The sequence below is a fragment of the Hymenobacter sp. BT188 genome (assembly GCF_014333585.1).
In the GTDB taxonomy this organism is placed as follows: domain Bacteria; phylum Bacteroidota; class Bacteroidia; order Cytophagales; family Hymenobacteraceae; genus Hymenobacter.
On record NZ_JACSCW010000002.1, the window covers coordinates 784,027 to 801,171 of the forward strand.

13 protein-coding genes are annotated in these 17,145 nt (G+C 54.7%); 4 read left to right on the top strand and 9 right to left on the bottom strand.

What is annotated here, in order from left to right; translation table 11 throughout:
• Window positions 1–3: 3 nt before the first annotated feature.
• On the top strand, window positions 4–1,410 hold the full coding sequence (locus H8B13_RS07430) for a RagB/SusD family nutrient uptake outer membrane protein (RefSeq protein WP_187310156.1): 1,407 nt from the start codon (window positions 4–6) through the stop codon (window positions 1,408–1,410).
• A 66-nt stretch (window positions 1,411–1,476) separates the two neighbouring features.
• On the opposite strand, the gene H8B13_RS07435 is transcribed toward H8B13_RS07430, so the two are convergent.
• Both H8B13_RS07435 and H8B13_RS07440 read right to left on the bottom strand, forming a co-directional pair.
• Entirely contained in the window at window positions 1,477–2,385 is a 909-nt protein-coding gene (locus tag H8B13_RS07435) for a prohibitin family protein (protein ID WP_187310157.1), read from the bottom strand.
• 129 nt (window positions 2,386–2,514) lie between these two features.
• Window positions 2,515–3,000, bottom strand: a complete 486-nt coding sequence (locus H8B13_RS07440) for a hypothetical protein (RefSeq protein ID WP_187310158.1) — start codon at window positions 2,998–3,000, stop codon at window positions 2,515–2,517.
• A gap of 226 nt (window positions 3,001–3,226) precedes the next feature.
• Here H8B13_RS07440 and H8B13_RS07445 point away from each other — a divergent pair, with 226 nt between their 5' ends.
• Window positions 3,227–3,490, top strand: a complete 264-nt coding sequence (locus H8B13_RS07445; protein ID WP_187310159.1) for a hypothetical protein — start codon at window positions 3,227–3,229, stop codon at window positions 3,488–3,490.
• 129 nt (window positions 3,491–3,619) lie between these two features.
• Here H8B13_RS07445 and H8B13_RS07450 read toward each other — a convergent pair whose 3' ends face one another.
• Complete coding sequence (locus tag H8B13_RS07450) at window positions 3,620–4,072, bottom strand: DUF2721 domain-containing protein (RefSeq protein ID WP_187310160.1); 453 nt, start codon at window positions 4,070–4,072, stop codon at window positions 3,620–3,622.
• Window positions 4,073–4,114: 42 nt separating this feature from the next.
• Window positions 4,115–6,013, bottom strand: coding sequence for a CocE/NonD family hydrolase (locus tag H8B13_RS07455; protein ID WP_187310161.1), 1,899 nt, complete (start codon window positions 6,011–6,013; stop codon window positions 4,115–4,117).
• A 173-nt stretch (window positions 6,014–6,186) separates the two neighbouring features.
• Here H8B13_RS07455 and H8B13_RS07460 point away from each other — a divergent pair, with 173 nt between their 5' ends.
• Window positions 6,187–8,799, top strand: a complete 2,613-nt coding sequence (locus H8B13_RS07460) for a M14 family metallopeptidase (protein ID WP_187310162.1) — start codon at window positions 6,187–6,189, stop codon at window positions 8,797–8,799.
• Between the two features lie 78 nt (window positions 8,800–8,877).
• Here H8B13_RS07460 and H8B13_RS07465 read toward each other — a convergent pair whose 3' ends face one another.
• From H8B13_RS07465 to H8B13_RS07475, 3 genes are all read right to left on the bottom strand, one after another.
• Window positions 8,878–9,207: a hypothetical protein gene (locus H8B13_RS07465; RefSeq protein WP_187310163.1), complete on the bottom strand. Its 330-nt coding sequence runs from the start codon at window positions 9,205–9,207 to the stop codon at window positions 8,878–8,880.
• Between the two features lie 103 nt (window positions 9,208–9,310).
• A complete protein-coding gene (locus H8B13_RS07470; RefSeq protein ID WP_187310164.1) occupies window positions 9,311–10,561 on the bottom strand; it encodes an S-adenosylmethionine:tRNA ribosyltransferase-isomerase in 1,251 nt (416 codons plus the stop codon).
• A 109-nt stretch (window positions 10,562–10,670) separates the two neighbouring features.
• Complete coding sequence (locus H8B13_RS07475) at window positions 10,671–11,453, bottom strand: class I SAM-dependent methyltransferase (RefSeq protein WP_187310165.1); 783 nt, start codon at window positions 11,451–11,453, stop codon at window positions 10,671–10,673.
• 227 nt (window positions 11,454–11,680) lie between these two features.
• On the opposite strand from H8B13_RS07475, the gene H8B13_RS07480 reads away from it, so the two are divergent.
• Entirely contained in the window at window positions 11,681–12,292 is a 612-nt protein-coding gene (locus tag H8B13_RS07480) for a hypothetical protein (RefSeq protein WP_187310166.1), read from the top strand.
• A gap of 75 nt (window positions 12,293–12,367) precedes the next feature.
• Here H8B13_RS07480 and priA read toward each other — a convergent pair whose 3' ends face one another.
• Both priA and H8B13_RS07490 read right to left on the bottom strand, forming a co-directional pair.
• On the bottom strand, window positions 12,368–14,905 hold the full coding sequence (gene priA / locus H8B13_RS07485) for a primosomal protein N' (RefSeq protein ID WP_187310167.1): 2,538 nt from the start codon (window positions 14,903–14,905) through the stop codon (window positions 12,368–12,370).
• A 158-nt stretch (window positions 14,906–15,063) separates the two neighbouring features.
• Entirely contained in the window at window positions 15,064–17,103 is a 2,040-nt protein-coding gene (locus H8B13_RS07490) for a thioredoxin domain-containing protein (protein ID WP_187310168.1), read from the bottom strand.
• Between the last annotated feature and the right edge of the window lie 42 nt (window positions 17,104–17,145).

A 17,145-nucleotide genomic window follows, 5' to 3' on the forward strand; every position in this document is an offset into this window, starting at 1 on the left:
CTGATGAAAACGATATTTTTCCGGTCGGCCGCTATTACAGCCCTGAGCTTGAGCTTGGGCTTGGGGGCGTGCGACGATAAACTTGATATTGAACCGCTGCAAGCCATTGATGCCACTACGGCGTTGAGCTCAGAGGATAACGTAACCAGTGCAGTTACTGGCTTGTACTCTTCCATTGGGGGCTCCAACCTGTACGGCACCAACCTGATTCTGGTACCGGAGCTTATGGCGGCCGATGGCTACATCAACTTCCAGGGTACCTTTGCCAACTACCGGCAGCTGGCCCGCCGAACTACTAACTCGGAAAACGCTTCGGCCCAAGGTATTTGGCAGGCCGCATATCAGACCATCAACCAGGCTAATTTGGTTATTGATGCGCTGCCAGTAGTAACCACGGCCGGCCTAAAGGCGCGATACGAAGGCGAAGCTCGGTTTATCCGGGCGGCAATGTATTTCGAGCTGGTACGCTTGTATGCCAAACAGTACACCCCCGGAACGACCAACACACAGTTGGGAGTGGCCATTAATTTAGTGCCTGTGAAGTCGCCTATGGAGGCTTCGGTGCTGGGCGCACGGGCTACGGTAGAAGAGGTGTATACACAAGTAATTACTGACTTGACCCAAGCTTCCACGCTACTGCCAGTTAACAATGGCTCGCGGGCTTCACGCTTTACGGCCAGGGCTTTATTGGCCCGCGTGTATTTGCAGCAAAGCAACTTCACGGCTGCCCGTACGCAAGCCAACGACGTAATTACAAATAGCGGCAAATCATTGTCGCCAACTTTGCAATCGGTGTTCACGGGCCGCAATACCTCTGAGACGCTGCTGGAAATTCAACAGAACGATCAGAATAATGCAGGTGCTGCTAATACGGGTCTGGCTACGCTGTTCTCCAGCATCGGACAGCAGGGCCGCGGCGACGTACAGGTTCTGACTGCTTTTGCTAACCAGTATGAGGCAAATGATGCCCGTGGTCGTTCACAGCTTATCTATGTAGGAACGGGTGCCAACAGCTTTAGTGGACAGCTTCGCTCGGGCAAGTACACGACATTCGGTCAGAATATTCCCGTAATTCGGTTGGCTGAAATGTACTTGATCAGAGCTGAGGCTGCCTTCAGAGCTGGGGACATCCCTTCTGCCTTGGTTGATATCAACCGTGTTCGTACTCGCTCTGGTGCTACTACACTTACGGCTCCTCAATTGACGTTGGCCACTATCTTGCGTGAGCGGCAATTGGAGCTAGCTTTCGAAGGCTTCCGCATTCACGATTTGAAGCGTACTGGTACCAACATCGTAACTACAGGTACGCCGCCGGTCATCATTCCAATTACCAGCAACATTTTGGTGCTTCCAATTCCGAAGCGCGAAACGGATCTGAACTCCAACTTAGTCCAGAATCCAGGATACTAAGTTATTTATCTTAAAAAAAGCCCCCCAGAAGAAATCTGGGGGGCTTTTCTATGAAATATATTGAAGCTATTTATCCGTCATCAACACTTGGGGGGCATTTTGGCTGTTGCCCATGATGATGACCTTGCTGTTGGCGGAAGTGGCAATAGCCTGATTGGCCTTGATAGTTTCGTATTGCAGGAGCCGGTCGCTGAGCTCGGCGCTGATGATTTTCTGGTAGTCGGCGATGCCCTGGGCTTCAAGGCGCTTACGCTCGGCTTCCTGACGTTCTTTTTGGAGTACAAACTGCATTTTCTGGGCTTCCTGTTCGGCCGAAATCTTGCTTTCGATGCTCCGCTTGACGGGTGCGGGGAGTTGAATATTGCGAATCAGAAGCTGCTCTAGCTGAAGGCCACGCTGCTGGAAGTCGCGGTTGATGGTGTTATAGATGCGGCTCTGAAATTCGTCGCGGCGGGTGGAGTAGAGCGCTACGGCATCGTAGTACACGGCATTGTCGCGGATGCGGGTGCGCGCGACGGGCCGAACAATGGCATCCTGATAATTGGGGCCGATGGTGGAGAGAATATGCGGCGTCCGGGCGGGCACTACGCGGTAGAGCACCGTTAGGTCGATGACAACTTCCAGCCCGTCGGCCGTCAGCACCTGAATGGCATCATCGCCGGCGCGCTGGCCTTCCTCGCGCTGCACCGACATGGTATAGTTCTGCGTGCGCGTGTCAAACTTGGTCACGTTCACCAAAGGGTTCACCACATTCAGACCACTGACAAGAATGCGCGGCTGCACCTTGCCAAACAACGTCTGAACGCCCACCTGCCCGGCATCAATCTGCACGACGGTGCTCAGCGCCAGCCCCAGTACTACCAGCGTTGCGCCCGCAAACAGCAGCAGGCTGCGAAACCGATGAACGGAATACGATATCTTACTCGCATTGTACCCCACAATAAGTAGCACGAGGCCAACGAAAACCAGGGTCATAGCGGAGGGAGTTGGGTGGAACAGGACGCGGCAAAGTGAGCGCAAATTGCCCCTCAGCCGCTACGAAAAGATAAGCTTTTGCCGGCTGTTTTGGAAGCAGTGCCCCGACTTCGCTATTTCCCCTGCTTCCTACTCATCCTCGTCGTCCTCGTCTTCATTCAGGGCATCGAAGTCGATTTCCTGGGCCAATTCCAGGGCTTCTTCAATGACAGCATCCATCATGGGCTTAGTAGCCGCGTCGAGGGTGCGCTCGAAAAGCTGCAGAATCTGCTCGCCCTCGTCGTTCACGTACAGATTGGTGTAAAGGCGTTCAAACAGCTTGGCGTCGCGGGTAATGACGTTGTCGATGTCGGCGACCGAGCGGGCGCCCAGCGCGCGGTGCAGCACATCGAGCACACGGCGGCTTTCTTCGTGGTCGCCTAGGTCGGTGAGCAGCTTGAGCAAGGACATGGCGACGCCCAGGCGCACGCGTTCAAACCGAAAGGGGACATCGGCGCGGGTGGCATGCTCGAAAGTGGCGTATGCAGCCGTGTCGGGCTCAGTGAGATAATAAGCAGCATCGGCGTCGGTGCGAAAAGCAGCGCGCAGCAGTTGTTCGTAGCGAAGAGAACTCATGGTGGCAGTGAAATAAGGCGAAGGAAGAGAAGGCGGCGCTTGGTCTGAGTTGGCTCTGAAAAAGCCCCCCAGCTACGAAAGACGTAACCTAAAGGGCGAAAGGTACGATTGAAGAAAAGACGCGCGCGTTTTTTAGTCGTCACTTCATTCCTGCCTCTCGCTCAGATCCCCTGAGGCGGCGACAAGATTCTTTCATTTATATCCTATCATTCCAACCTTCCTACAGATGACACATAAGAAAAAATGGCTGCTATTTGCCCCGTCCGGGCTCATGATTATTGGTTTTGGAACCTGCCTTATTCAGTGGGCTACCGCCTTGCAGCGCAAACAAGTGCCTACCGGCGAATGGGTAGCCGCCGGCACAGTAGCGCTGGGCGTATTTAACGCCGGTTTGTGTGTATTCGGCCGGGGCGTGGCTGAAGGCGTGCTGCACGAAATCCGGGAGAAAGGCCCATCGGCTGTTGTAGCAGCTGAAATTCCGCAGGAGTAATCATTCAATCGGCTCCAGATAGCATTCGGAGTGCCGACGTCACTTCTTAATTATTAGAGAAGATTAAGAATAAAAAAGCCCCCCAGAGCGCACTTTGGGGGGCTTTTTCGTGCCTTTTAAAAGCGTGAACTATTCTGTTTCATCGTGGTTTTGCAGCGGAGACAGGCCCGCCGCTTCGCGCCGGCGCTCTTCATCATTCTCCATATCGTTGAGCTCGATATTAAGTGCATCGCCGGAAATCTGAATTTCACGCAGCGACATTGCCAACGATACCAGCAGCGCCAGCAAACTCGCGCCGAAGATAAACTGACCAGCCTGCACGAAGCCCGCAAACAGCAGAAACATACACAGCACGCAGCCAAACATGCTGGCTATACCCACTGCCTGCATATTGCGCACAATCACGAGACGCTGTCGCAGGTTCTGAATCTGTAGCATCAGGTGCGAGCTATGCGTGGTCTGATACTGCGATTTGAGCGTGCGCACGCGGTTGGCCAAGGCCATAAAGCGGTTGGTGTAAGCCAGCAGCAGCAGCGACAATGCCGGAAATAGTAGCGCCGGGGTAGTAAGCGTAATTTCCATGGAAAGAGAGTAATACGCGGCCTGAGCCGCAGAGGTATTCTTCTACAGTACCTTCACCACCAGCTGCGAAGCGTGCTCCGGCGAGTGGTAGAGGCGGTGCGTGGCTTTCTGGAAATCCTCGTCTTTGGCTTCGTAAATATTAGGCACAAAGGTCTGCGGATTGCGGTCGACGAGCGGAAACCAGGAGCTTTGCACCTGCACCATCAGGCGGTGGCCTTTCTTGAAGGTGTGACACAAGTCCTGCAAGGCAAAGGGTACGGCCGTTACTTCATTGGGTGTGAAGGCTTTGGGCTGCGAAAAGCTTTCCCGGAAGCGGCCGCGCATCACCTCAGAGCGCACGAGCTGCTGGTAGCCAGCAAGTTTCACATTGGGCAGGTTGCGTGGGTTGTCGGGCGTATCGTTTGGGTACACATCAATGATTTTGACAACCCAATCCGCATCGGTTCCGGTGGTAGCTACTTGCAACAGCGCCTGAATAGGGCCAGCCAGGGTCAGGTCTTCGGTGAGCACGTCGGTTTGGTAGGTGAGCACATCGGGGCGGCGGCTGGCGAAGCGCTGGTCGTCGGTCATGTACTCACGCGTCATACCGGTGGCTGTAGCTTCAGTGAAGGGAACCGGCTTGGCGGGGTCGCTGATGTATTCGTCAAAAGGCCCCCCAGCGGCAGTAGTGGTTGGCTTACTGAACGAAATTTGCCCCCCAGGCTGGAAAAATAAAGTCCGGTCCTGCGCCTGCTTGGGCGGCCACGCATCAAAAGTGCGCCAGCGGTTTGTGCCACTCTCGAAGATGTAGGCTTCGGGCAGCTTTGGGTCCGTTGGCTTCTCTGCTTTCAAGTGCGCCCGGAAAAACGGCGCTTCAATGCTATCCTGGTAGAAAAGCGACGGCGACGCGCCGTAGGCCACGTTGCCCACCATTTCGCCGGTGCCCCGCGCCCAGCCGCCGTGTACCCACGGCCCCATCACGATGCGATTAGAGAGCTTAGGGTTCTGATTTTCGATGGTTTTATAGGTTTGCAGCGCTCCAAACAGGTTTTCGGCATCGTTGAAGCCGCCCACGGTGAGCACGGCCGTCTTCGGGTTCAGATCTTTCAGGTGCGGGCGCAGGTTGCGCGCCTGCCAGAACTCGTCGTAGTTGGGGTGAGCCATCAGGTCGTTCCAGAAGGCAACATTGTTCTTGAAATAGCGCTCATTGGCGTTTTTAAGCGGACCCAGGAGCAGGAAGAAGTCGTAGCCATCGGGTGTGCCGTGCTGAAACGACGGGTTGCGGTTGGGAGTGGGCTGGGGGCGGGGCAGCCCGAAGCTGGCCAGGAAGTTGAAAGCGTGGGGTAGGAAGAAAGCGCCGTTGTGGTGAAAGTCGTCCCAAAACCAATCCGCAATCGGGGCCTGCGGTGAGGAAGCCCTAAGCGCTGGATGCCGGCTAGTCAGGCCCACCGACGTGTAGAAGCCCGGATACGAAATGCCCCACTGACCCACGCGGCCATTGTTGCGAGGGCCTTTTTTGACCAGCCACTCAATGGTATCAAACGTGTCGGTGCCTTCGTCGATGTCCTGCTTGCCGCGCGGCTTATCCTTAGCTGGGCGCATATTCACGAACTCGCCCTCCGACATATATGCGCCTCGAACATCCTGATACACAAAAATGTAGCCCTCGCGCATCATGGTAGGCGACGGGCCGAGCGCTGTTTTATAGGTATCAGCACCATAAGGGCCGGCTGAGTACGGCGTGCGGTTCATGAGCACTGGGTAGCGCTTCGTGGCCGCATCGATGGGAGCGTAGATAATGGTGTGCAACTTGCGGCCGTCGCGCATGGGTACCAGCTGCTCTGTTTTGGTGTAATGCTGACGCACATACACCGAGTCAGCATTGATTTTCTGTCCATACGCGGTAGTGCTGGTCAGCAGCGCGGCGGTAGTCAGCAAGCGGAAGAATAACGGTAGCTTCATCGGCGGAAGAAAAAAGTGGACAGTCGGCAGAAAGAATACGACGAAAGTAACAGAGATTCGCGCACTGCTACCAGCGGAATAGCACCTTGCTTTAAAAGTAGCGATGAGCTGCTTGAGCCGCTGAGTTATTTGTCCTTTTTGTTGTTCCAGCAATAGCTGGTCATTTTTAATCTATGAAGAAACCTGCTACCTGGCGGACCCACCTCTCTGCCGGCTCTTTCCAAACCCTGTTTTTCCTTTTACTGCTACCACTTTGGAGCCTGAGCGCGACGCAGGCCCAAACGACCCCGTCAGCTTCCAATGCTGGTACTCTACTCACGCCTTCTCAATTCTTAGGCTATCCGCTGGGGGGCAATTTTACGCCCCATTCAGAGCTGCTGCGCTATGTAGACCATGTAGTGCAGCACTCCGGTGGTCGGATGCGCCTACAGCCCTACGGCCGCACCTATGAAAATCGGCTGTTGGAAGTGGTACAAATCGCTTCGCCCGAGAACCTAAGCCGGCTAGACGAAATCCGCCGCAATAACCTGCGTCGGGCTGGCTTGGAAAGCGGCGCAGCTAGAGCCTCTGATCCCGCCATCGTTTGGTTGAGCTACAACATTCACGGCAACGAAGCCGTGTCGTCGGAAGCCATGATGCAGGTGCTTTACGACCTGGCTAACCCTCAGAACCAACAGACCCAACAGTGGCTCCAGAATACGGTGGTACTACTGGACCCGTGCGTGAACCCCGATGGGCGTGAGCGGTATGCGCAGTGGTATAACCGCGTCCGCAACCGCACGCCCAACGCTTCACCTTATGCCTGGGAGCACCACGAGCCGTGGCCTGGGGGGCGTTTTAACCATTATTACTTCGATCTGAACCGCGACTGGGCTTGGCAAACGCAACAGGAAAGTCAGCAGCGAGTGGCGCTGTATAGCCAGTGGCTGCCCCAGGTGCACGCCGACTTTCACGAGATGGGCGTGGATAACCCGTATTACTTCTCGCCAGCTGCTAAGCCTTTTCATGCGGATATCACGCCCTTTCAGCGGGAGTTCCAAAATACGATTGGCGAGTACAATCGCAAGGTGTTCGACCAAAACAACTGGCTGTACTTCACCCGCGAAACCTACGACCTGTTCTACCCCAGCTACGGCGACACGTATCCATCGTTCAACGGCGCCATCGGCATGACCTATGAGCAGGGCGGTTCAGGCCGGGCGGGGGTCCAGATTCTGAAATCCGATGGCGACACGCTCACGCTCAGCCAGCGGATTGCCCACCACCACGCCGCCAGCATGGCCACCATTCAGGCCACGGCCGAGCGCCACGACCCGCTAGTGCGGGAGTTTGAGAAATACTATACCACCGCTCGCACCAAGCCAGGAGGTGACTACAAAACGTACGTGCTGGCCGCCTCCAACGATCCTGGCCAGCTGGAAAGCCTTCGCAAATACCTCGATCGGCAGCAGATCAGCTATGGCTATGCGCCGCGCAAAATGCGTACGAAGGGCTTCAACTACACCACTGGCAAAAATGAATCGGTGGAAATACAGCCCCGCGACCTTGTGGTGAGCATGTACCAGCCTAAGTCGACACTGGTGAAGGTGCTGTTTGAGCCGCGCCCCGCGCTGGAAGATTCACTGACCTATGATATTACCGCCTGGGCCTTGCCATATGCCTACGGCTTGAAGGCGTACGCGCTGAAAGAACAGTTGAGAGGTGACGACGCGACAACTGCCAGAGCACCTGCAGCACCAGTTCGCAATGCGCCTGCCACTGGTACTCCGTATGCCTATGTAGCTCGCTGGACTAATATTCAGGACTTGCGCTTTTTGAGTCAACTGTTGCAGAAAAAGGTGAAAGTACGGGTGGCAGAGCTGCCATTTGAAGCCGAAGGACAAAAGTATCAGGCCGGTACGCTGGTTATTACCCGCACCGGCAACGAAAACATGGGCCCACGCTTCGACCAAATTGTACGCGCCCAAGCCGATTCGATGGGGGTGATGGTGCAGGCCGTGCGCTCGGGATTCTCAACGACAGGTGCTGATTTGGGGTCTAGCTCGGTGCGCTATGTGAAGCAGCCTACGGTGGGTCTGGTGGCTGGTGAAGGCATTTCGCCTACCGCGTTTGGCGAGATATGGCACTTCTTTGAGCAGCAAATCGGCTACCCTATTACCGTAATAGGCACGGACTACCTGAATAGTATTCCGCTGCAAAAATTCGACGTGCTCATTCTGCCCGATGGGAATTATGCCGATATCTACCCCGAAAAGGGCTTGGAAAACCTGAAAACCTGGGTGCGGGCTGGTGGTAAGCTGATTGCGATGGAAGGGGCCGCCGCTTACCTCGCCAACCGCAAGGATTTCCTCCTGAAAACAAAGCCCGCCGATACCGCTGCCGCCAAAAAAGCGGCTCCTTACGCGCCACTGCGGCGCTACGCCGATGCGGAGCGGCGCCAGATAGAGGAGCGTGTGCAGGGCAGCGTGTACCGGGTGCAGCTCGATAATACGCACCCGCTGGCTTTCGGCTACGGCTCTACTTACTACGCTTTGGTGCGCGATACGCTCAATTACCGCTTTTTGGGCGACGGTGGTTGGAATGTTGGTATTCTTAAAAAGGAGGGCTCTGCCGCAGGCTTCACCGGCCGTCGTGCCCGCCAAAAGCTCACCGATACGTTTGTGCTCGGTACCCAGAGCATGGGTCGGGGTCAGGTGGTGTACCTGGCCGACAACCCGTTGTTCCGTGGGTTCTGGCAGGGTGGTAAGCTGCTGTTTGGCAATGCGTTGTTCTTTGTTGGGCAGTAGTCTGAAACATCCTAACTGACACAAAAAAGCCCCCCAGAAGTTCTGGGGGGCTTTTTAATGCACAAAAACTAAAAAATACTAATCAACAACGTCTTCAACTTTGTTGCCGACTTTGTTAGCACCTTTCTTCACGGCTTTGCCGGTTTTCTTGGCGCCTTTTTCAACGGCTTTGCCAGTTTTCTTGCCAGCACGCTTCACGTCCTGGGTGGTGTTGTAGCGCTTCTGGCCAACTTCGGTGCGACCGGTGCGGGTGGTGGTTTCTGCTTTTACAGTACCATTGTCACGCACATCAACTTCCGTTTTGGTAGTGTTGCCGGTAGCTTCGTTGCCAGTAGTAGTGGTAGTAGTCTGCGCGAAGGCAGCGGAAGAAAAAGCTGTTGCAAAGAACAGCAAAAGAGCCTTTTTCATAACGAGTTTAATAATTAAGGGAGAAGACAAATGTGTCTTACGGGGCCTTATACGGCAGGCTCGCAAATAAGTATGGCTTATTCCTTTCTTTCTTCTGATAGAGCTACAACTTGGGCTCAGGTGGCAGCAGCAGCGAGCTGTCGCCGTAGCTCAAAAACCGATACTCGTGCGCTAAAGCATGGTCGTAAACTCGACGCCAATCGGGGCCGATAAGTGCTGCCACAAGCAGCAACAGTGTGCTTTCCGGTTGGTGGAAGTTGGTTACTAAGCCATTCACTACCCGGAACTGGTAGCCGGGCGCAATGAGCAACTGAGTGGTAGCTCGAAGAAAGGAGCTGCCCGTGCTATCCAGGTACTGAAGCAGCGTCTGGAACGCCTCCGTAAGAGAAACTGTGGCCGTTCCCTCGTAAGGCTGCCATTGTGCAATGTGCAGTTCAGTGGCTGGCCCCTTAGTGGATTGGGTGGCCAGCTTAGCACCCAGCCAATACATGCTCTCAAGGGTACGCAGGCTGGTGGTGCCTACTGCAATGATGGGTAAGGGCGCATGTGCCAGCAACTGCCGGAGTACGGCCGCTTCTACCACAAACGACTCGCCGTGCATGGCATGGCCCGCCATGTTTTCCGCTTTTACCGGTTGGAAGGTGCCGGCGCCCACATGCAGCGTAACGCGGGCCGTATGAAAGTCGCGGGCAGTCAGGTCGGCCAAAACGGCGTCGGAGAAGTGCAGGCCAGCCGTCGGGGCCGCTACCGCCCCCTCATTAGCAGCGTACACGGTTTGGTAGCGTACGGCATCTACGTCTGTGTCCTCGCGATTGAGGTAGGGCGGCAACGGCAGATGCCCGGCGTAGCGTAGCACATCTGCGAACGGCACAGCGGCCGGCTCCCAACTGAACTGAATAAGTGAATAGCCCTCGGCGGCCTCCAAACGCTCGGCTGTGAGCATGGCGGGCTTATCATCAACAGTGAAAGCCAGCTGTACGGGCCCGCTTTTCCAGCGCTTGCCATTCCCAACCAGGCATTTCCAGATACAGTTGCCAGTTTGTTGCATGGCTGGCTCCACGGCCCGGTGGGGCGCTACGGGCTCCAGACAAAACAACTCTACTAAGCCACCTGTGGGCTTTTGGCAAAATAATCGGGCCCGCACCACTTTCGTATCGTTGAAGACCAGCAGGGCGCCGGGGGGCAATTCGGAGGGTAGCTCGTGGAAGCGTTGATCGGAAATTTGCCCCCCACGATACACCAGCAGGCGCGACTGGTCGCGGTTGGGCAAGGGCTCCGGCGCAATACGGCCGGGGGGCAATTCGTAGGTGAAATCCTGGATGGAAAGCTGACGAGGATCGGGGAAGGCGGACATAGCTGCAAAGGTAAGCAGGCAGTCGGCGGCTGGCGCGCAAAAGTCAGCCGCCCCGGAACAGCGGCCTGTGCGCTACTCCGGGGCGGCTCAATCTTTCACTCAAAACAGGCTAATCAGCCCGTTGGAAAAACATCAGATGTTGTTGCGGCAGGCTTTCCACGCTTTCAATAAACTCCAGCCCCACGGCGGCCATTTCCTTGCGTGCCTGCTCTATGCTCATTTTATGAATGCGCTTGATGGGCACATTTACGTCCTCGGCACGGTACTCCACCAGCGCCAGCCGACCCGTAGGCGTGAGGCTTTTGCGAATGGCGGTCATCATTTCGCGCGGGTAGTCAAACTCGTGGTAGGCATCCACGATGAGTACTAAATCGACACTATTGGGGGGCAAATTGGGGTTTTGCTTGGTGCTTAGAATGGGCTCTACGTTAGATACTTTGTTGCGAGCCTTGTTCTCTTTCAAATAAGCAATCATCTCGGGCTGAATATCCACCGCAAGTACTTTACCCTGTGGAACCAGTCGGCTCATCTGAAAGGTAAAGTAACCGGTACCCGCGCCGATATCGGCCACCACATCAGTGGGCTTCAGCTTGAGCTCGCGCAGCAGAATATCGGTGCCTTCTTCCTGCTGCCGATCATCGCGCTCCAACCAGCCCGCGCCCTCGTGGCCCATTACGTGGGCAATCTGGCGGCCCATATAGTACTTGCCAATGCCATTGGGGTCGGTGGGGAGCTTTATTACATAGCCGCTGGTATCGCGCGATGAGCTCAGACGCTGCTCCGTTTCGAGCGGGAAACGGCTTTCGGTGGGGGGCTGCGTGCAGGACGTTGTCTGGATAAGCAGCGCGGCTGGCAATACAACCCACGAAAAAATCAGCGAAACGATATGCATAGAAAATAAACAGAGATGCTACGGATGAGCTAAACAGACAAGCGGCCCGAAGCGTTCGGAAAATAAATCTGCCCGCACTTTCTTACTTCGCCACAAGGTCGAGCAGGTAATATAACGCTGGTCAATTCAGAAAAAATATATTCAAAACGACGATTTTATCCACCCCTTTCTACCTTTGGCCCGTACAGAACATCGTTTTTGTTTCTTTTAACCACATTTTACGCCTTATGAAACACTTATCCGGACTCTGGCACAAGCTGACGCTCGTTGTAGCCGTAACTGCCGCGTTGAGCAGCTGTAATCGCGCCGAATACGCTATGCTGCCCAAAACAACATCGTATCATGGCCCCGCGCAGCGCGCCGTAACGGTAGCTCCGGCCACCAAAGAAACTGCCGAAATCGAAGCTGCTCCCGTTGCCGAAGCTCCTGTAGAAGTTTCAGAGGAAGTAGCTATGGCTCGTCCAGTAGAGTCTACTGCTGCCACTGTAGCCGCAACCGAAGCCCCTGCTCAGGTAGTAGCTCCCGCAGTTGCTGCCGCGCCCGCAAAGGCTACTACTGCTCAAAAGCTGAGCATAGTGCAGAAAGCACTGGTACAAAAGGTGGTTAACAAAGCTGATAAAATGGCGGGCAAGCTGGCGTTCAAGCAGCGTTCGGAAATAGCTTCTGCTGATGACACAACGGCTCTCAATAGCAACATCCGGAATGGTATCATCCTCTTGTTGGTTGGTCTGTTGGTATCGCTATTCAGCGGTATCAGCGGTATTTTCGGCGTGCTAGGTGGTATAATCTCCATCATTGGTATTGTCTTGATTATTCTTGGCTTGCTCGATTCGCTGTAAGTCAACTGATCTTTTAGATAAAAAAAGCCCCCCAGCGTCGTGCTGGGGGGGCTTTTTTGTGAAATATTGGTAAGCTTACATCGGGTCTACATCAGCAACAATGCGCGCTTGCTTAAACTCTTTTTGGTCTTTGACCACGTTTATAGCCGCCAGAACTTCCGCTTTGGCCTGCTTCAGCACCGTGTGTTCCCGGTCAATCTTGACGGTAATTTCCTGCAAGTAGAAGTTGCGAATGCGGAAGATGTACGGCGCCTCAGGTCCTAAAACTGCCTCCCGTCCCAGCCTTTCCACTAGTTCCTGCGTGAGCAGAATGGCCGCTTGCTCCGCCAGCAGCTGGTCGACGTGCTTCACCGTGAGCCGAATCACGCGCATAAACGGCGGGAAGCCGTACTCACGGCGCTGCCCGATTTCGTACTCGTAAAACTCGAGGTAGTCGTTGCGGATTACCTTATCGAAGATGACTTGGGTGGGGTCAGCGGTCTGAATAATGACTTTGCCTTTCTTGCCCTTACGCCCGGCTCGGCCACTTACCTGCACAAACATCTGGAAAGCTCGCTCGTGCGCCCGAAAATCGGGGTAGTGAATGATGCTGTCGGCGTTGATAATGCCTACTAGGCTCACGTTGGCGAAGTCGAGGCCCTTAGTCACCATCTGCGTACCCACCAGCACGTTCGTTACCTGATTCTCGAAGTCCGCAATGATTTGCTGATAGGAGTTTTTGGCGCGCGTCGTGTCCAGGTCCATGCGCTGCACGTTGGCGGCGGGCAGCATGATTTTGAGGTCATCTTCGATTTTCTCCGTACCAAAACCCACGGTTTTCAACGCCCGCGAGCCGCAAGCAGGACATTCAACCGGCATGCGGTCGTTGTAGCCGCAGTAGTGGCAGCGTAGCTCGTGGCTGTGCTTGTGGTAGCTCAAGCTCACGGCGCAGTTCTTACACTTCGGAATCCAGCCGCAGTCTAAGCAGTTAATGAAGGGGGAGTAGCCGCGCCGGTTTTGAAACAGAATTACCTGCTCCTTCAAGCCCAGCTTACGCTCAATCTCGCTAAGTAACTCGGGCGTGAAGTGGTTGTGCATCTTCTTCGCCTCGCGCTGCTTACGCGTATCTACCAGCTCAATTTCGGGTAAACCCGCCTCGCCGAAGCGCTTTGTGAGCTGCACTAAGCCCCAACGTCCGGCGCGGGTCTGGTAATAGGTTTCGACGGCCGGCGTAGCTGAGCCAAGCAGCGTTTTTGCCCCCTGAAAGTTGGCCATCATCAACGCTACCTCGCGGGCATTATAGCGCGGCGCCGGCTCATACTGCTTATAGCTCGACTCGTGCTCCTCATCCACGATAATCAGCGCGAGGTTATCGAAGGGCAGAAACACGGCCGAACGCACGCCTACCACCACCTGAAACCGGCCCGAAAGCACGCCATTCCACACTTCCACGCGCTCATTGTCTGAGAATTTGGAGTGGTATACGCCCAGCCGCGTTCCAAATACGCGCATCAGGCGAGTTACTATCTGGGCGGTGAGGGCAATTTCAGGCAGCAGATACAGTACTTGCCCTCCGCCGTCCAGGGCATTGCGAATGAGGTCAATGTAGATTTCGGTTTTGCCCGCGCCTGTTACGCCGTGCAAGAGCACGATGTAGCGCTGGCTAAACTGGGTCAACACCTCATCGCGGGCGGTAGTTTGGGCTTCGCTGAGGGTAAAGTGGAGCTTGGCTTCGGGCTCATCATCGAGCGGGAAGCGTGATACAATCACGTCGAACTGCTCCAATACACCGTTTTTGATGAGCGTATTCACCGCGGAGGGCGAAAGGTGCGGACTGCTGGTCAGGGCATTTTTCTCTAGGCCCCGATGATTAGCGTAGATATTCTGGTACACTGGCACACGCTGCAAATAGCGCATGAGCACATCAAGCTGCTTGGGCCGACCAGCCAGTTGACTGAATAACGCTTCCAGAGCGCTTTCCTCAATAAAATGATGAGCCAGCCGCACCTTCTTCACCACTTTCGGCGAGTACTTATCAGCCAGATGCTCAAACAGAAAGATGATATCCTTCTGCATCAAAGACTTAATCACCTTGTGGAAATTGCTGCTACCAAGCAGCTCCCCAACTTCGGTAAACGTCATCGACTTGCCATCCTCTGTGCTCAGCGCCGTCAGAATCTGCTGTTCCTGCTCCGAAATAGGGTAGGGGCTGCCATCGGCTATGTAAGCCGGATGTAGCTGAATGCGCGACTCGGAGCTAAGCTTCAGCGCGGAAGGCAGGGCCGCGTTGATAACCTCGCCCAGCGTACACATATAATAATCAGCCATCCAGCGAAATAGCTTCAACTGCGGCTGCGTCACGACGGGGGCATCGTCGATAAATTCGAGAATGTACTTGGCCTGATACTGGGCTGGCGGTGTTTCGTGTACAGCCGCTACGATGCAGCTAAGCGTTTTTTTGGCCCCAAACTGCACAATCACCCGTCCCCCGATCACGACCTCGTCGTTCATCTCGTAGGGCACGCGGTAGGTGTACAGCTTGGGTAGGGGCAAGGGCAAGATTACGTCGGCAAACAGCGTGACGCGGTCGGTAGCCGCCGGCTCCGGCGAAACAAAATCAAAAGTGAGGCTCAACGGAAAGAATAGGCAAGGTCGGAAGGTAAAGATAACAGGAGATGCGGCGCGAACCCGCGCTTACTGCCTGCTATTCGTAAGAATGCAGCAGCACAAGCACTCGTTTTACTTAACAGCCAACGGGCCTAAATGCAGCCAAAAACACCTGCCAATTACTACTAAAGTTGCGCTAATGCCTCAACCACAGTATGAACCGGCTGCTGGCAAGCCCTATTGAAACACACGTAAAGCGTAGTCTGGCCGCCAAGCGTCGAGCGCTGCTGCAATAGCGGAAGCTCGTCGGTAGGAGTGAGGCTACCTGCTAACACCACATTAGGCAAAAAGTGCTGGCTTAATTCTTTTCGGGCTTCTTCCGCCTCGGGGCCAACCATAGCAATCTCGGCTGTCGGCCGTAGGAAGGCAGCATACAGACTAGCCCAATTGGTAAGATGCTGGGGCTCTTTTATCATCAGATCCTGCACTTGTGCCAGCATGGTAGCGGCCAGTTCGCTTTGGGGGGCTTTTTCTAAGTGCAAACCCAGCCGGTGCATATTATGCGCCATGAGCGAGTTCGAGGCAGGAATGACATTATCAAACAGCTCCTTCTTGCGGGCAATTAAAGCCTCAACATTGGCATCGGTATAGAAAAACAGGTTCTCTGTTGGGTCGAAGAAGTTTTCCTGCACATAATCAGTAAGTGCCTCGGCCTCACGCAGCCATTGAAGATCAAAAGTGGCTTCGTACAAGTTGATATAAGCTTGAATAACCAAGGCATAATCTTCCAGAAAGCCCGCAATTGTGGCCCGGCCGGCCTTGTAGTTGCGCCACAAACCAGGCCCATTGCGCAGGTTCGTTTGAATAAATTGTGCGTTCCGCAGGGCTAATTCCAGAAACTCCTTGTCGCCAAAAGCGCGGTACGCGTCAATGAGACCATTAAGCATAAGCGCATTCCAAGCCGTCAGAATCTTGTCGTCTGTAGCAGGACGGACACGCTTGGCACGAGCCGCTATGATCTTTTTCTTCCAACCCTCCACCAGCTCCGCGAGAACCTGGGGGGCAATTTCGTGGGCTACTGCAAAGTCCTCGTTCGACTGACGGCGATGCAGGATGTTCTGACCGTGCTCCCAATTTCCCGCAGCCGTGCAGTTGAAGTAGGCAGAGAACAGCAGTTCTTCATCACTCAAAATGTCGCGCAACTCGTTTTTGGTGAAAACATAGAATCTTCCCTCAACGCCCTCGCTGTCGGCATCCAGAGAGGAGTAAAAGCCTCCTTCCGGACTCGTCAGCTCCCGGCGTACGAACTCAACCGTATCATACACTACTTTCTTGTACAGCTCATCCTTGGTCGCCTGATACGCCTCAGCATATAGACTAATGAGCTGCCCATTATCATAAAGCATCTTCTCAAAATGAGGCGCGAGCCACTCCCCGTCAACCGAGTAACGGGCAAATCCACCGCCCACCTGATCATAAATGCCTCCCCACGCCATTTCACGCAAGGTTCGATTTATCTGGTCGAAGATGCTTTGGCTGCCTGTCAGACGGTGGGCACGCAACAGAAAGCGCCATATACTGGGCATCGGAAACTTGGGCGCCCGGTTCATGCCGCCCCATTCTCTGTCAAATTTGCTCCCCAGATTATCCAGTAGCAACTCAAATTGCTCATCCGATACCGTAGCCGCCGCAGATCCTAGACTGTACTTAGCCAAGTCGCTGGCTTGCAGAACACTCGCAAACTGCTCCGCCGATTCATCCAGCTCCGCCCGGTGCTCACCCTGATATGCTTGGCCGATACTGGTGAGCAACTGCGTCCAGTTGCGCGGCGGAAAATAGGTGCCGCCATAAAACGGCTTCGCATCGGGGTTCAAAAATACATTTAGCGGCCAGCCGCCTTGTACACCCATCGCGTGTACAGCATCCATATACACCTGGTCCACGTCGGGACGCTCCTCGCGGTCCACTTTGATGCACACGAAATACTCGTTCATTATCTCCGCAACGGGCTCATTTTCAAAGGATTCACGCTCCATTACGTGGCACCAGTGGCAGGCGGCGTAGCCAATACTTACCAGTATCGGCTTCTGCTCGGTTTTGGCCTTTTGCAACGCCTCCTCACCCCACGGGTACCAGTTTACCGGATTGTGCGCGTGCTGGAGCAGATAGGGGCTGGTTTCGCGGCTAAGAAGATTGGTATAAGCGGGCGTTTGAGAGCTAGACATGGGATAAAATAAAATATGATGCTATCTAAAGAAGAAACCCGG

Excerpts from the sequence above, each read along its gene's own strand:
- H8B13_RS07445 (WP_187310159.1), top strand. The coding sequence starts at position 3,227 with ATGACACATAAGAAAAAATGGCTGCTATTTGCCCCGTCCGGGCTCATG.
- H8B13_RS07490 (WP_187310168.1), bottom strand. The coding sequence starts at position 17,103 with ATGTCTAGCTCTCAAACGCCCGCTTATACCAATCTTCTTAGCCGCGAA.
- H8B13_RS07435 (WP_187310157.1), bottom strand. The coding sequence starts at position 2,385 with ATGACCCTGGTTTTCGTTGGCCTCGTGCTACTTATTGTGGGGTACAAT.
- H8B13_RS07460 (WP_187310162.1), top strand. The coding sequence starts at position 6,187 with ATGAAGAAACCTGCTACCTGGCGGACCCACCTCTCTGCCGGCTCTTTC.
- H8B13_RS07480 (WP_187310166.1), top strand. The coding sequence starts at position 11,681 with ATGAAACACTTATCCGGACTCTGGCACAAGCTGACGCTCGTTGTAGCC.
- H8B13_RS07465 (WP_187310163.1), bottom strand. The coding sequence starts at position 9,207 with ATGAAAAAGGCTCTTTTGCTGTTCTTTGCAACAGCTTTTTCTTCCGCT.
- H8B13_RS07475 (WP_187310165.1), bottom strand. The coding sequence starts at position 11,453 with ATGCATATCGTTTCGCTGATTTTTTCGTGGGTTGTATTGCCAGCCGCG.
- H8B13_RS07430 (WP_187310156.1), top strand. The coding sequence starts at position 4 with ATGAAAACGATATTTTTCCGGTCGGCCGCTATTACAGCCCTGAGCTTG.
- H8B13_RS07450 (WP_187310160.1), bottom strand. The coding sequence starts at position 4,072 with ATGGAAATTACGCTTACTACCCCGGCGCTACTATTTCCGGCATTGTCG.
- H8B13_RS07455 (WP_187310161.1), bottom strand. The coding sequence starts at position 6,013 with ATGAAGCTACCGTTATTCTTCCGCTTGCTGACTACCGCCGCGCTGCTG.
- H8B13_RS07440 (WP_187310158.1), bottom strand. The coding sequence starts at position 3,000 with ATGAGTTCTCTTCGCTACGAACAACTGCTGCGCGCTGCTTTTCGCACC.
- H8B13_RS07470 (WP_187310164.1), bottom strand. The coding sequence starts at position 10,561 with ATGTCCGCCTTCCCCGATCCTCGTCAGCTTTCCATCCAGGATTTCACC.